Origin of the sequence: Veillonella sp. 3891 (assembly GCF_003992315.1) — a bacterium.
Taxonomy (GTDB): Bacteria; Bacillota; Negativicutes; order Veillonellales; family Veillonellaceae; genus F0422.
In genome coordinates, this window is sequence record NZ_RQVE01000010.1 from 48606 (window position 1) to 64899 (window position 16294).

At 43.1% G+C, this 16294-nt stretch carries 9 protein-coding genes; 3 read left to right on the forward strand and 6 right to left on the reverse strand.

Annotated elements, in window-relative coordinates; all coding sequences use genetic code 11:
- Positions 1-220 precede the first annotated feature (220 nt).
- The 3 genes from uvrB (at position 221) to uvrC (ending at position 7088) form a co-directional block, all read left to right on the forward strand.
- The gene (gene uvrB, locus EO118_RS06295) at positions 221-2329 is read left to right on the forward strand and encodes an excinuclease ABC subunit UvrB (protein ID WP_127069145.1); all 2109 of its coding nucleotides are present in this window, start codon (positions 221-223) and stop codon (positions 2327-2329) included.
- A gap of 8 nt (positions 2330-2337) precedes the next feature.
- Positions 2338-5202 carry an excinuclease ABC subunit UvrA gene (uvrA, locus tag EO118_RS06300; RefSeq protein ID WP_127069146.1) on the forward strand — a complete coding sequence of 955 codons (2865 nt, stop codon included), beginning with the start codon at positions 2338-2340 and terminating at the stop codon, positions 5200-5202.
- Between the two features lie 68 nt (positions 5203-5270).
- Positions 5271-7088, forward strand: coding sequence for an excinuclease ABC subunit UvrC (gene uvrC, locus EO118_RS06305; RefSeq protein ID WP_127069166.1), 1818 nt, complete (start codon positions 5271-5273; stop codon positions 7086-7088).
- A 1265-nt stretch (positions 7089-8353) separates the two neighbouring features.
- On the opposite strand, the gene EO118_RS06310 is transcribed toward uvrC, so the two are convergent.
- From EO118_RS06310 to aroF, 6 genes are all read right to left on the reverse strand, one after another.
- Positions 8354-9727: an amino acid permease gene (locus EO118_RS06310; protein WP_127069147.1), complete on the reverse strand. Its 1374-nt coding sequence runs from the start codon at positions 9725-9727 to the stop codon at positions 8354-8356.
- A gap of 359 nt (positions 9728-10086) precedes the next feature.
- Positions 10087-11322, reverse strand: coding sequence for a shikimate kinase (locus EO118_RS06315; RefSeq protein ID WP_127069148.1), 1236 nt, complete (start codon positions 11320-11322; stop codon positions 10087-10089).
- The gene (gene aroC, locus EO118_RS06320) at positions 11323-12447 is read right to left on the reverse strand and encodes a chorismate synthase (RefSeq protein WP_127069149.1); all 1125 of its coding nucleotides are present in this window, start codon (positions 12445-12447) and stop codon (positions 11323-11325) included.
- Between the two features lie 195 nt (positions 12448-12642).
- Complete coding sequence (aroA, locus tag EO118_RS06325; protein WP_127069150.1) at positions 12643-13908, reverse strand: 3-phosphoshikimate 1-carboxyvinyltransferase; 1266 nt, start codon at positions 13906-13908, stop codon at positions 12643-12645.
- 114 nt (positions 13909-14022) lie between these two features.
- Complete coding sequence (aroB, locus tag EO118_RS06330; RefSeq protein WP_127069151.1) at positions 14023-15078, reverse strand: 3-dehydroquinate synthase; 1056 nt, start codon at positions 15076-15078, stop codon at positions 14023-14025.
- A 9-nt stretch (positions 15079-15087) separates the two neighbouring features.
- On the reverse strand, positions 15088-16095 hold the full coding sequence (gene aroF / locus EO118_RS06335) for a 3-deoxy-7-phosphoheptulonate synthase (protein ID WP_127069152.1): 1008 nt from the start codon (positions 16093-16095) through the stop codon (positions 15088-15090).
- Between the last annotated feature and the right edge of the window lie 199 nt (positions 16096-16294).

Genomic DNA, 16294 nt, shown 5'->3' on the forward strand with positions numbered 1-16294 from the left:
ATTATAGTAAGAATACTTATGATTATATAAACAATCTAACAGATAGTAGAAAATCAAAACGGATGCTTTCTAATGAGCATAGGTGATTGGTATATATAGTATTTGTATCGAACATACAGTACAATAATATGGACATTCATGGTATAATATAGAAGTTACTAGATATAGAATTGACAGTGAACTTTCACGTTAACAGATATAGAAGATATAAGGAGGGACTATGAGCGGATTGCATCATTTTCCTGAAGAAGGCATACCCTTTCAAGTAGAGGCGCCGTACTCCCCCATGGGAGACCAACCAAAGGCTATCGAGTCCTTGGCGGAAGGCATTGAACGAGGGGAATGGGCACAGGTATTATTAGGTGCTACGGGCACGGGAAAAACATATACTATGGCAAAGTTCATCGAGGCTGTGCAAAAGCCGACCTTGATTATCGCCCACAATAAAACATTGGCGGCCCAATTGGCTAGCGAGTTCAAGAGCTTTTTTCCTAAGAACGCAGTGGAATACTTCGTGTCCTATTACGATTATTACCAACCAGAGGCGTACATTGCCTCTACCGATACATATATTGAAAAAGATGCATCCATCAATGAAGAAATTGATAAGTTGCGCCACTCGGCGACAATGAACTTATTTGAACGGAAAGATGTTATTATCGTCGCCTCTGTTAGCTGTATTTATGGCTTAGGGGACCCAGAGGATTATAGTACCCTCTGTGTATCTCTGCGACAAGGTCAGGAATATAGCCGTGATGACATTCTTCGCAAATTGGTGTCTATCCAATACACTCGAAACGATATGAACTTTGTGCGTGGTACCTTCCGAGTGCAAGGGGATACGCTAGAGATTTTCCCTGCCGGCACTAGTGAAAGAGCCATTCGGGTAGAAATGTTCGGCGATGAAATCGATCGCTTAGTGGAAATTGATGTGCTTACAGGGGATGTGATTGTAGAACGGAAACACGTGGCCATCTATCCAGCCTCTCACTATGTAACGACGAAAGAAAAGTTAGACCTTGCTATCGGTCGTATTGAAACAGAGTTGGCTGAGCGTTTGGCATACTTTAATGAAAACGGTCGTCTATTAGAAGCACAACGATTGGAACAACGAACACGATATGACATTGAAATGATGCAGGAAATGGGCTATTGCTCGGGGATTGAAAATTACTCACGCCTGTTGTCTAACCGTCAACCAGGGGAAGCGCCGATGACCCTCATCGACTACTTCACAGATGATTTCTTGATCATCATTGATGAATCTCATGTTACATTGCCACAAATTCGTGCTATGTACAATGGTGACCAAGCACGGAAACATAATTTGATCGATTACGGATTCCGCTTACCGTCGGCGGCAGATAATCGGCCTTTAAAATTTGAAGAGTTTGTGGAGCGCATTAACCAAATTGTTTACGTATCTGCTACGCCAGGTCCTTATGAAATGGAAGTACAAACTAATGTAGCAGAGCAAATTATCCGACCTACTGGATTATTAGATCCTATCATTGAGATTCGCCCTATCAAAGGGCAAATGGATGATTTACTAGGGGAAATTAAAGAGCGGGCGAAGTCGGATGAACGGGTGTTGGTCACTACGTTGACGAAAAAAATGGCAGAAGATTTAACGAATTATCTGAAAGAGATGGGCATTCGTGTGCGCTATTTACATTCCGATATTGCTACCATTGAGCGTGCCGACATTATCCGTGATTTACGGGCTGGTGTCTTTGACGTTCTCGTAGGGATTAACTTGTTACGAGAAGGCTTAGACATGCCAGAAGTGTCCTTAGTGGCTATTCTAGATGCAGATAAGGAAGGTTTCTTGCGCAGTGATACATCCTTGATTCAGACTATAGGCCGTGCAGCTCGTAATGAAAAAGGGAAAGTTATTATGTATGCAGACCGCATCACGGGTTCTATGCAACGAGCTATAGATGAAACTGAACGCCGTCGTGCCTTGCAAGAGTCGTACAACACAGAACATGGCATCACACCTCGTACTGTGCGCAAAGAAGTGAAAGACTTAATTGAATTGACCAAAGTAGAAGGCGAAGCTGCTGCACCTAAAAAAGGACGCAAGCCTAAAGCAGATAGTCCTGTGGTCTATGATAGTACTGCACCGACAGAAGTGGTGGCAGAAGCGGTTGAGCCACTTTTACCGAAATCGCAATACGAAACGAAAGAAGAGGTGTTCAATGCCATTGAAGAGACCACACGCCTCATGAAAGCAGCGGCGAAACAATTAGAATTTGAACGAGCTGCGGAGTTGCGTGATGAATTAGGTCGATTGCGCCAATTGTGGTCAGATATGAACGAAGAATAGGAGATATTTTGAAAGATCAATTAATTATAAAAGGAGCCCGTCAGCATAATTTGAAGAACATTGACGTGGCTCTACCAAGAAATCAATTCATCGTATTAACAGGCTTAAGTGGGTCCGGTAAGTCATCCCTAGCCTTTGATACGATTTATGCAGAAGGACAACGCAGATATGTAGAGTCCTTGTCTGCTTATGCTCGTCAGTTCTTAGGGCAAATGGATAAACCTGATGTAGATTACATTGAAGGGCTTTCACCGGCTATATCCATCGACCAAAAGACAACGAGCCGCAACCCTCGTTCTACGGTGGGAACAGTGACAGAAATTTATGACTATTTGCGATTATTATTTGCCCGTATCGGTCGTGCGTACTGCCCTACTTGTGGAGAAGAGATTGCCCAACAGACGATTGAGCAAATTACAGATTTGGTTATGAAATTGCCAGAACGCACTAAAATTATGGTCATGGCTCCCGTGGTACGAGGTAAAAAAGGGCGCCATGAAAAAGTGTTGGAACAAATTCGTAAAAATGGCTTTGCTCGTGTTCGCATCAATGGAGAGATACATACTTTTGAGGAAGAAATTTCCTTAGATAAAAATAAAAAACATACCATTGAAATCGTCGTGGACCGTCTTGTTATAAAAGAAGGATTAGAAAGTCGTTTGACGGACTCTTTAGAAACGGCTATACATCATGGAGAAGGTTTTGTCATTATCCAAGAGGTAGATGGACCGGCTCACCAATTTAGTGTTCATTTTACATGTCCGAATGGACATATTTCTTTGCCGGAAATTGAACCTCGTATGTTTTCTTTTAACAGTCCATTTGGTGCCTGTCCATCCTGTTTGGGTCTAGGTAGCACTATGGAGGTAGATGAGGATCGAGTGATTCCTGATCCGACCGTATCCTTTGCAGATGGTGCCGTAGCGCCTTTAAGCTCCAATCCGAATGCGTGGTTCATGCGCCAATTAGAGGGCTTGTTGAAAGTTCATGGGTATACATTAGATGCTAATTTTTCGGAACTACCTACAGCCTTACAAAAAGAAGTCATGTATGGTAGCACTGAGAAAGTGACCTTCGATTATGAAAATATGCGTGGTGAGGTCAAAACATTCCACACCGAATATGAAGGCATTTTGCCAATGGTGAAACGTCGTCATGCAGAGGCCACTACAGATAGCATGCGAGAAGAGTTTGAATCCTATATGTCTATTAAACCATGTACAGCTTGTAAGGGAGCCCGTTTGAAACCGGAATCCCTTGCCATCCGTGTAGGGGATAAAAATATAGATGAAGTGACACAGCTAACAATTAGTGAAGCGGTGAACTATTTTGGTAATCTACAGTTGACGGAACGAGAGGCTTTCATTGGTGCTCAAATTTTAAAGGAAATCAATGCTCGTTTAGGATTCCTGAATAATGTAGGCTTAGATTATTTGACGATGAATCGTAGTGCTGGTACCTTATCTGGTGGGGAAGCACAGCGCATTCGGTTGGCTACACAAATTGGTTCGGGCCTCGTTGGGGTTTTATATATTTTAGATGAACCATCTATTGGTCTGCATCAACGAGATAATGATCGGTTAATTGAAACACTGAAAGGCTTGCGCGACTTAGGCAATACCTTACTCGTGGTAGAACACGATGAAGATACGATGCTAGCGGCGGATTATTTGGTAGATATTGGACCAGCCGCCGGTGAACATGGTGGTCAAATCGTGGCGCAAGGTACAGTGCCAGAGGTAATGGCTGTAAAAGAATCCATTACCGGTCAATACTTAAGTGGTCAAAAATATATTCCATTACCAAATGAACGAAGAAAACCTACGAAAGCTTGCTTAGAAATCCGTGGTGCTAAAGAGAACAACTTGAAACAAGTGAATGTGAAGTTCCCTATCGGATTGTTCACTGTTGTGACAGGAGTCAGTGGGTCTGGTAAATCCACACTAATTAATGAGATTTTATATAAAGGTGTAGCTAATGCACTTTACAGAAGTCATCATAAGGTAGGAGCCCATAAGGAGATTCGCGGTTTAGAGTATGTGGATAAAATTATTAATATAGACCAAAGTCCCATTGGTCGAACACCACGCTCGAATCCAGCCACCTACACAGGTGTATTCGATGCGATCCGCGAGCTGTATAGCCAAACAAATGAAGCGAAGATCCGTGGCTATAAAGCGGGGCGATTCAGCTTTAACGTCAAAGGCGGTCGCTGTGAGGCGTGCCGTGGGGATGGTATCATCAAAATTGAAATGCATTTCTTGCCAGATGTATATGTACCGTGTGAAGTATGTAAAGGAACTCGATATAACCGAGAGACCATGGAAGTGAAATACAAAGGGAAAAGCATTGCCGATGTATTGGATATGGTTGTGGATGAAGCGGTAGACTTCTTTAGTGCGATCCCAAAAATTCACCGTAAATTGGTAACCTTGCAAGAAGTGGGTTTAGGATATATTCGCTTAGGCCAAGCGGCGACGACTTTATCTGGTGGTGAAGCGCAACGTGTGAAGTTAGCTACTGAACTGGCTCGTCGCAGCACGGGAAAAACCTTATATATCCTAGATGAACCGACTACGGGCCTTCATGTGGAAGATATTCGTAAATTGCTAGAGGTGTTGCAAAAACTTACCGATGGTGGGGATACAGTAGTGGTCATCGAGCATAATTTAGATGTCATTAAAACGGCGGATCATATTATTGACTTAGGTCCAGAAGGCGGTTTCCGAGGCGGTACCATTGTGGGCACTGGCACCCCTGAGGAGATTGCTGCTTTACCTGAAAGTTACACTGGTAAATTCTTAGGCCCCGTGTTAGAGAAAACTAGGAATTATATGGAACAACATCCGTTGCCTACTGAGGACACACCATGAATCCTATTGATAGACAATTGCAAGCAGAAGAAGTAAACTTTAAGCTATCTCGTCAACAAGACATGATGATGGGGGATGCGGAACAGCAAGCGTATATACTTGAAAAGGTCAGTCATCTGCCGACCACGCCTGGAGTATATTTATGGCGTGACAAGTACCAGCGAATCATCTACGTAGGGAAGGCTATCAACCTGCGCAATCGAGTGAGGTCCTATGTGCAACAAGATGTGAATCGTTCTGTGAAAGTGACCGCCATGATGCGCCGTGCTTGGGATGTGGAAACAATCCAAACGAAAACGGAAATGGAAGCGCTTATCCTAGAGGCAACATTAATTAAGGAACATCATCCGAAATACAATATTATGCTTCGCGATGACAAGACATATCCTTATGTGAAAGTCACTGTGCAAGAGGATTTTCCACGCCTCTTTATGACTCGTCGTTTAGAACGAGATGGTGCGAAGTATTTTGGACCTTTCACAGATGTGACAGCAGTGCACCATGTGCTGCGTATTTTGCGTTCTTACTATCCACTGCGCACTTGTAAAAGTATGAAAGTAGAAAGACCTTGTTTGCAATATCATATGCACTATTGTGAAGGGCCTTGTATGAAGTATGTAACGGTAGAATCCTATCGTAAATACATCGATGATATTGTAGCTCTTTTTGAAGGGAAACAAGTTAAGGTCATCCAAGAGATTACGTCCAAGATGGAGCAAGCTTCAGAAGATTTGGAGTTTGAACTAGCTGCTAAGTATCGTGATGACTTGTTGAGTATCCAAAAAGTACAAGAAAAGCAGCGCATGGTCACACAGCGAGGTGATATGGATGTACTAGGCATGGCCATCGATGGTCCTATGGCGTGTATTCAACTGTTTTTTATTCGCAGTGGTAGGCTGTTGGGACGAGAAAATTACTTTGTTCAACATGAAGGGGATGGTCCAGATCTGGTGATGACGGAGTTCATTAAACAGTATTATGGAGGATCTACATTCATTCCTAAAGAATTGCTATTGCCCATGGATAGTGTGGACCGTGAACTGTTTAGCGAATGGTTCACCTCTATGAAAGGGCAACAAGTAGAAGTATCTGTGCCACAACGAGGCTATAAAAAAGACCTCATCAAGATGGCAGAGGAAAATGCGCAGAATTTCTTGGCAGAACGCCGTCGCCAGTGGCAATACACTCTCGATAAGTCCGGTGGTGCTGTTAAAAAATTAGCGGAAGTGCTAGACTTACCACGATTGCCAGAGCGCATGGAATGTTACGATATTTCCCATATGCAGGGGGCAGAAACGGTGGCATCCATGGTCGTCTTTGAAGGTGGAAAGCCAGCGAAACGAGAGTATCGCCGATTCAAGCTGAAAACAGTACAAGGGAAGCCGGATGACTTTGCCTCTATGGCGGAAATTATGGAACGCCGCTATGGCAATGAAAAAGATTGGCCTATGCCAGATTTGATTATCATCGATGGTGGTAAAGGACAATTAAATGCAGCGTTACCAGTCATCCGGGCTATGGGTGTGACCGATGTTCCCGTCATATCTTTGGCAAAACGAATCGAAGAAGTATTCATAGAAGGAGAATCGGAAAGTATTATTCTGGAACACCATACACCAGAATTACAATTACTACAGCAAATTCGTGATGAAGCGCATCGATTTGCCATCACCTATCATCGTAGATTACGTGGAAAGCGGAATTTAGAATCTGTTCTAGATCATGTAGAGGGCATAGGGCCGAAACGAAGAAAAGCACTGTATAAGCATTTTGGAAACTTAGATGCCATGCGTGTAGCGGAGTTACATGAACTGGAGAACGTTGAGGGAATGAACAAAAAAGCGGCGCTTGCTGTGTATGAGTTCTTTCGGCGGAATTTACGCTAGGGGAAACGAGCAACACATTCCTCCACAAACTGATCCTACGGTAGGTTTGCTCCGGAATATGTTGCTCGTTTTTTGCATAGATTAATTTTGATGCCTCACAGAAAGAACTCATCCACAGGTGGAGCGCCGAGGAGAGAATGGATACTTGTAATTCTATGTAGTTTGTGGCGTTTTGCGTAAATAGTATAAAGAAAAGAGCACGACACATTCCTACGCAAACTGATACAGTGGTTAGGTTTGCTTCGGAATATGTCGTGCTCTTCTTGTATTTGTGTCATTTGGGTAATAAAAAATGCCACAAGGGCACCATCCTTAATAGGATCTCTAAATAATGGGTTGTTCGTTTCTTGCATAGATTAATTTTTGATGCCTCACGGAAAGAACTCATTCACAGGTGGGGCGCCGAGGAGAGAATGGATGCTTGTTTCTCTATGAAGTCTGTGGCGTACGGGATTTAAGCTAGCAAAGGGAAGAGCACGGTATACCTCTCACAAACGGTATTTCATAATGTTTGTTCGGGGCACACCGTGCTCTTCTTGTGTTTGTGTCATTTGGGTAATAAAAAACGCCACAAGGGCGCCATCCTTAATAGCATACTAAATGATGGGTTGCTCGTTTCTTCCATAGATTGATTTTGATGCCCTACGGAAAGAACTCATCCACACTTGGGCGTTACTTGTTTTGTTATGAAATCTTGTGGTGCTTATTTATATAGCAAAGGAAACGAGCAACATATTCCTCCACAAACTGATACAGTGGTTAGGGTTGCTCCGGAATATGTTGCTCGTTTTTGGTGTTGTTTGATTTAGTCAATAAGGGCGCCACAAGATATTCTACGCTGGTGCTGCATTTCTTATGGATAGATTGTCTATTTTCTGAAAAATATCTTTTAAAAGATAACGTTTTGTATATTTTATGCTATAATGAAAATATAGAAGGATCACCAACGTGAGTTGGGCTCGTCTCTTCCTAAATATAGGAGGAGGTGGTACTATGACAAAGTTTGAAAAAATCTATTTAACGATTTTAATTTTAGACTTATTAGTACAAATCATTGATTTGTTCAAATAATCTTGAAATAATTAATGAAAAAGCCTAACGCAAAGAGGTTGGCAGACCTCAACACGTTAGGCTAAATTCATTTCCAATATTCCAGAGATGAGCCTAACGCCTTCGACACGTTGGTGGCCCTTCTTTTTGTTACGTATAGTATACCACATTTTGTGGAAAAGATAAAGGTGTGACGTATGGTCACACCTTTTTATTTATTTTGTTGTTGTTTCGTCGTCTTCGCTAGGTCCTAACATGGAGTAGAATGCCCATAGTAGAATAAACCAGAATGGTGTAAACATGAGGGCGATGCGTGTGTCGCTTTGTAATGCTAGTACCACTAAGATGAATACGAAGAACGCTAGGATCAGGTAGTTCATGAATGGGTACAATGGCATTTTAAAGGTAGACTGTTTCGCCAACTCTGGTTGCTGTTTACGATATTTCAGATGGCATACGACGATGATGGCCCAAATATAGATAAAGCAGAATGTGGAGATGGATGTAATCATGATGAATACGCTTTCAGGCATGACATAGTTCAAGACTACGGTAAATAGTAAGGCCGCAGCGGAGAATAGTGTTGCCTGATACGGTACGGCATGGTTCGTCAAGCGTTTCATTCGGCTCGGCGCATGTCCACGTTTGGATAATGCGTAAATCATACGGCTCGTGGAGAAGATGCCCGAGTTTGTAGCAGAGGCTGCGGATGTTAGAACAACGAAGTTTACGATGCTCGCAGCAGCCAGGATGCCCACTGCATTAAATACAGCCACGAAGGGGCTAGAATTTGGGTCTACTGCAATCCATGGGTAAATACTCATGATGATGGCAAGGGATCCGATATAGAATAGAATGATTCGCAATGGAATATTGTTGATAGCCATAGGGATAACTTTTTTTGGATTTTCTGTTTCCCCAGCTGTAAGACCTACCAATTCAATACCTGTGAAAGCAAATACTACCATCTGGAAAGACAGGATGAAGCCCATCGCCCCATTTGGGAACCAACCGCCGTAATTCCAAAGATTCGCAAAGGCCGCTGCCCCCGCATTGGTAGTGAATCCTGTAAGGATCATAATAAGACCAATGATGATGAGTGATACGATGGCAATAACTTTTATTAATGCGAACCAGAACTCCATTTCACCAAAATGTTTTACGGCTGTTAAATTCATAATTAGTAAGACTGCCAGTACAACGAGGGCTGGAATCCATTGGGGCATCCAAGGGATCCAGTATTGCATGTACAAGCCTACCGCAGTTAAGTCTGCCATAGCTAGTGAAAGCCAACAGAACCAATAGGTCCAACCTGTGATGAAGGCAGCTCGATCACCTAAATATTCTTCTACAAAGTCAATGAAAGAATGGTGATCTAAATTGGAAAGCAATAACTCTCCTAAGGCACGCATCATAAAGAAACAGATAATACCTGTAATCAGATACGTGAGGAGGATAGAGGGGCCCGCTAAACTAATAGATCGCCCAGAGCCAAGGAATAAACCTGTGCCGATGGCACCACCGATGGCTAATAATTGAACGTGGCGATTTTTAAGACCACGCTTTAACTCTTGTTGCGAGTCCGTCATAGTAAAACCTCCTTAATGCAATATAAACTTTTATATTTGATAATAGTAAACTATTTTCTATAGAATGTCAATTATCTACTAGTAAAATAATAGTATGGTTAGGCGGTAAAAAGGCTTTCACGGGACTCTAAGAAACACCTATGAAAGCCGAAAACTATATGTAATATTTTCAAGTATACTTAAAAACATATTCACATACATGTATATGTTGTTTTTCAAGGCTAGAGATGATGGTATACATTTAATGTGATAGGATGCAGATAGTTTTATGAAAACTATCTAATAGTAAGCAAGCTTGAATGGCTCTATTGATGAGAATTATAGGAAGAAACTAATACAGTATAGATATGGATAGCAAATTATACCAGATGATTATGTAAGTCCTCTAGAATACGTTGAGCCACGTTTTCAGGTGTTCCCATATTTTCAACTTGTACTTGTCGGAATTTTTCATACAGAGGAGCTCGTTCTGTGTACAATTGTTGCAATCGTTCTATACCACCCGAGGAAAGAACACGTCCTGCGGTATCTAATTCTTCTAAAGGACGATAGATTTCATAGATACGTCCATTTTGTCTTAAGGGTGCATAGTTTTTTTGTATAGTAACAGCACCGCCACCTGTAGAGATGATGAGCCCATTTTGTTTGCCTACATCTCCGATAATCTTGGACTCTATAGCACGGAATGCAGGTTCACCGTGAGTCAAAATATACTCACTAATGGAACCGACTTCCTCGGTAATGCGATGGTCTATGTCGACAAGTGTTCGTTCTGTTAGTGTTGCTAATGCTTCACCGATGGTAGTTTTACCAGACCCAGGCATGCCGACAAGAACAATGTTTTCTTGGTCTCGGCGGAATTGCTTGTATAGGTCTGAAAGAATACTTTCATCATAGGTACGATGTAAAAATAAAGTGCTCGCCGCAATGGCTTGAGCTAACAAGAAGATGAGTCCATTCACATGAGGAATGCCGAGGTTTTCCGCCTCTAACAAAATTCCTGTACGATGGGGATTGTACACCAAGTCGATAACGCCCTCTAAGCGCTTAAACGGTGCTAACTGAATACTTTGATTCGGACAGTGCGGATACATGCCTACAGGTGTACAGTTAATAATAATCTGTGTTGTTTCGTGAAAGTGGTGGATACTTTCATAGGTAGGTTCTGCATGACGACTGATATGAGTAATAGATTTAGCCCCCAATCGGTCTAAGGCGACGTGAACCGTTTGAGAGGAAGCGCCGTCCCCAAGGATGACACAATGTTTGTCTGTGACGTCAATGTGAGCCCAAGCGAGGGTGGCTAAGAATCCGTCATAGTCGGTATTCGTGCCATACCAGGTTCCATCTGCTTGACGCACCATGGTGTTAACGCAACCGATGGCTTTCGCAAGGTCGCTAAGATGGTCGCAAGCGTGCATGGCATCTACTTTGTAAGGAATGGTAATGTTCAAACCTTGCAAATCAGGACGTTGCAAAAAGGATTGTACATCCTCTGGTTCTACTTCAAAGATAGTATATTGTGGATTCCCTAAAGCACTGTGAATCATGGGGGAATAAGTGTGGCCCAAGGTGCGGCCTAATAATCCAAACATTTACACCTCCAACGTACGATGACTGAAATGACGGAATGCATGTGGGTTATGTTCCAATACAAAATCTAAGAGGACAAGAGCTGTCAAGGCTTCTACCACAGGTACGGCACGGAGCGCTACGCAAGGGTCATGGCGACCTTGAATTTGTAACACTTCCGCACTGTGGTTACTGAGGGACACAGAGTGTTGATTATGATAAATAGACGGTGTCGGTTTGATACCCACCTGCATGACAAGAGGCATACCATTGGTGATACCGCCCTGGATGCCACCGCTGTTATTCTTCTCTGTACGAATACCTTCATCGGTGATGATGAAAGGATCGTTTTGCTCACTTCCACGGGAGGCACAGCCAGGGAAACCAGAGCCGAAGGAAATACCTTTCACCGCAGGCATACCAAAGAGTGTGGCGCCTAAGCGATTTTCAATGCCGTCATAATTGGGATTCCCCATGCCAACCGGTAAACCGGTGGCAAATACTTCTACAATGCCACCAGTGGAATCGCCGGATGTTTTTAACTCCAATACGAGTTGCTCTGCTGTATGGCGTTGCACACGGTCTAGCATAGGAACCACTTCTGTGCTGATACTAGCAAGCTTGTTCATGGGTGGATTCGTATAATCGACCTGTGCATCTTGGACGGTACCCACTTGTGCTAAGTGCGCTCGTACATGAATGCCGATGGATTCCAACAGTTGTATGGCAATGCCACCAGCTACGCATACAGGGGCGGTAATACGAGCAGAGAAATGACCGCCTCCACGCATATCCACATACTCGCCATAGCGCATGCGAGCGGTGTAATCCGCATGGGATGGGCGTGGTATATCTCGTAGATTATTGTAATCGCCACTTCGTTGAGATGTATTTTGAATCGTAAAAGCCAAAGGAGACCCGCTCAATCTGCCTTCTACAATACCTGCTTGAAACTCAGGGATATCTGCTTCTTTTCGTTGTGTTTGTAATTGATGCTGCCCTGGAGCCCGTCGGTTTAGGAAGGCTTGCAAAGCTTCTAGGTTGACCGGAAAACCGCAAGGAAGTCCGTCTACAACTCCGCCAATAGCTTGACCATGAGAGGCTCCGAAGGTGGAAACTCTCACAGTACGACCGAAATAGGATGCCATAATTACTCCTTTTTGTGTGATAGATACAGTGTAATGGTTACTATTTACATGCTAATAGATACGAATTCTACCATAGTAACATGTGATGATTAAGAAAATCGCATAAAAAATTAAAATATATAACATACGCTTTTCGATAATAGATTAGTTAGAAGATGTATTGTTTGTCATGTGATAGCAAATTATCTACAACTTTTATATTCTATGAGTTTTGCCGCCTAACAATTTCCAATCTGTAAAGAAATGAGGGTACGACTTGCTGATGGCTTCGCTGTCTTTCAAAATCATCGGGGAAGTTGCGATGAGTGCATTTAATGCACCAGCCATGACGAGACGATGGTCGTTTACACAGTTTACAGTGCCTCCCGTAAGAGTGCCTGTTCCCGTAATATATAGACTATCTCCTTCCATGCGAACAGTATCGCCAGAATCACGAACTAACTGTGCTACCGCTTCTAAACGGTCCGATTCTTTTAACCGCAGGCGTGCCCCATTGATGAAAGAAGATTCGCCTTCTATGGAGCAAGCTAAGCTAGATAGAATCGGTAATAGATCTGGCATTTGTTCTAAATTCACATGGATTGGCTGATGTGCTTTGCCAGTAACCGTGACAGTAGTACCATTCCAAATACAAGTAACACCAGCACTTTCTAAAATGGAAAGAATCCGTTTATCTGCTTGTACAGAATCAGGTCGCAATCCTGTGACAGAGATAGATTGACCTGTCATAGCGGCAGCTACCAACCAAATAGCGCCATTAGACCAATCTCCTTCAATGGGGTATTGCTCATTGCCGTGAAAATGTTGGTTTTCTTCAATAGTAAAACTTGGATGCCCGTCCTCGGTGGAGCCTTCTATTACGTGTACACCAAAGTTTTTCATGGTTTCTATGGTTAATGTCACATAGTCTTTCGATTGTAAGGGACTTGTGCAATTCACGGTGGTGTGTCCTAACTGTGGTGCCGCTAAAAGAAGACCGGAAAAGAATTGAGAACTTACGGTCCCTGTCATGGAGAAGGTACCACCTTGTAGGCGACCAGTCATAGTGAAAGGGGGTGCGTCTTGAGAAAAGGACACGCCATGGTCTTTCATTTCGCTCAGCAATGGTTCTAGTGGTCGTTCTGGTAAACGCCCTTTGGCATCGACTTTCACAGTGTCGCAAATAGAGGCGGACACTGGTAAAAGTAAGCGTAAGGTCGTGCCTGATTCGTGGGGCAATACTTGACCTATACTAGGCGCAGGATTAGGTGTTACATGAGCCACACCATGTTCATAGGTGATGGTGGCACCCAAAGCACGTAAAGAATCCATGGTAGCATCAATGTCCTTAGAAGAGTGGGAAATTAAAATGGTGCTAGGACTCGCAGCAAGGGCAGCTGCAATGAGTGCCCGATGGGCGTGGGCCTTAGCGGGTATGGATGGGATTGTGCCGGATAAGGGCACATTAGAAACATGTTGCATAGGAGTCCTTTCTTCTATTTGGGCATCTTAATACAATGTGATAATTAAAACCACAACTATAAAAAGTAATTAGTATTACAGTATGTATTTACTATGGAATATTAGTTACGATACTTATAAAATGCAGTATGCGGCGAGTTCCTCGAACTTCACTTTTTTTAGCACCGATGTGCCATAACCCGTAGGAACCACGATGGTAATGGAAGAACCAGAAGCTTTTTTGTCATGACTGGCTTCTTCTAAGATAAGATCTCTTGAAATCGTCGTTGAGGTGGGTAATTCATGGGCTATTAGCAACTGTTCAATACAAGCAATAATGGTAGGGTCTAGTTCTTCGTGGGCTACGGCGCCTCTTGCCATAATGAGTAATCCTAATGCCACCGCATTACCGTGAGGGATGGTGAAAGCACTACCATGTTCGATGCCATGGCCAAAGGTGTGACCTAAGTTCAAGGTCGCACGAAGACCACTTTCCTTTTCATCGACTTCTACTACATAAGCTTTGATACGCACACATTGAGTGATGATAGTATCTACATCTTTCGGATGTTGTAACAGTGGTCGTTCACGAAGTTGATCCAACAACTCGGGATGTCCTAAGAAACCGTATTTAATGATTTCACCACATCCATTAATCCATTCTTCCTTTGGTAAGGTAGACAGTGTTTCTGGATCGCAGAGGACAAGGATGGGTTGTTTGAAAGCGCCCCATAAATTTTTACCGCAGTCTAGGTTAACCGCTGTTTTACCGCCTACAGAGGAATCCACAGCCGCCAACAAGGATGTAGGTATTTGTACATAATCGATACCCCGTAAAAAGGTAGCAGCAGCGAACCCCGCAAGGTCGCCGACGACGCCACCACCTAAGGCGATGATTAGGTCTTTACGAGTTAGCTTTGCTTGTCCTAATGTTTCCATAAGGTCCATGAGACGATGCCCGTTCTTTTCACTTTCACCATGAGGGAATGTGTAGGTATGAACGGTGTAGCCAGCTGTTTCTAGAGATTTAGAAACTGTAGATGCATAGAGAGGGCCCACATTGTCGTCAGTGACAATCATGACGGAACAAGCTGGTTTGATAGCTTGCAAGAACTCAGCTATGCGAGGTAAGCTATTTCGTTCGATAATCACATCGTAATCAGTGGAGGCTTGAATATGAATCGTATCCATAGGTGTAACCTATTTATGACCTAATGCATCACGAAGAGTGAACACTTGGCTAGCCAAAGTGACAAATTGATCTGGACGTAAGGATTGTGGACCATCGCATAATGCTTTTTCAGGATTGTTGTGCACTTCAATCATTAAACCATCAGCGCCGCCACCAACAGAGGCTAAGGATAAAGATGGAACTACACGGCTCATGCCAGCTGCATGGCTAGGGTCCATGATGATTGGCAAGTGGGACAACTCGTGCATCATTGGAATAGCGGTTACATCTAATGTATTACGTGTACGTGTTTCAAATGTGCGGATACCGCGCTCGCAAAGGACGATTTGCTCATTCCCTTCGCTCATGATGTATTCCGCAGCCATTAACCATTCTTCGTAAGTAGCGCATAGACCACGTTTTAATAAGATTGGTTTACGTAATTTACCTACTTCTTTTAAAAGGTTGAAGTTTTGCATATTACGAGCGCCGATTTGTAGCATATCTACATTGTCGAAGTATTCCAATTGGGAGATATCCATCACTTCTGACACAATCGGTAGACCAGTTTCCTTTTTTGCCTCTTCTAGTAACGCTAAGCCACTTGGTCCCATGCCTTGGAAAGAGTAAGGAGATGTACGAGGTTTGAAAGCACCACCACGAAGAATGCCAGCACCGGCAGCTTTCACGGCTTTCGCTACTTCGATGACTTGTTCTGGTGTTTCTACAGAGCAAGGGCCTGCGATGATAGCGAAGTGACCGCCACCAATTTTAGCATCACCTACAGTGACTACTGTGTCTTGTGGGTGGAATTTACGATTTGCTTTTTTGAAAGGCTCTTGGATACGCATTACCTTTTCTACGTAAGGAAGAGATTCAATGGCACGTAAGTCTACACGAGATGTATCACCGATTAAACCGATGATATCTTGTTGCTCTCCATGTACTGGATGTAATGTAACGCCAGTGGCCTCTAATTGTTGACGTAATTCTGTAATTTGTGTTTCTGTTGCTGTAGTATGTAATCGAATAATCATAATGTCCTCCTAAATTAAATCGTATGTGTGTAGGTATTCGTGAGTGGTGGTATAGGAAGATATACAAAAAGGGCTACCCGCCTATACCTAGTACGGGTAGCCCTTATCACTATTTAAAGCCACTCAGTGATGATACCTAAATTAGTGTAGCTCAAATAGTCCTTTACCCGCAGTGTGGATAAAGAACCAATAAAATGTA

Bases quoted from the DNA above. Each gene is read 5' to 3' on its own strand.
- aroF (WP_127069152.1), bottom strand. From the start codon at position 16,095: ATGATTATTCGATTACATACTACAGCAACAGAAACACAAATTACAGAA.
- aroB (WP_127069151.1), bottom strand. From the start codon at position 15,078: ATGGATACGATTCATATTCAAGCCTCCACTGATTACGATGTGATTATC.
- EO118_RS06315 (WP_127069148.1), bottom strand. From the start codon at position 11,322: ATGTTTGGATTATTAGGCCGCACCTTGGGCCACACTTATTCCCCCATG.
- EO118_RS06310 (WP_127069147.1), bottom strand. From the start codon at position 9,727: ATGACGGACTCGCAACAAGAGTTAAAGCGTGGTCTTAAAAATCGCCAC.
- aroA (WP_127069150.1), bottom strand. From the start codon at position 13,908: ATGCAACATGTTTCTAATGTGCCCTTATCCGGCACAATCCCATCCATA.
- aroC (WP_127069149.1), bottom strand. From the start codon at position 12,447: ATGGCATCCTATTTCGGTCGTACTGTGAGAGTTTCCACCTTCGGAGCC.
- uvrB (WP_127069145.1), top strand. From the start codon at position 221: ATGAGCGGATTGCATCATTTTCCTGAAGAAGGCATACCCTTTCAAGTA.
- uvrC (WP_127069166.1), top strand. From the start codon at position 5,271: ATGGGGGATGCGGAACAGCAAGCGTATATACTTGAAAAGGTCAGTCAT.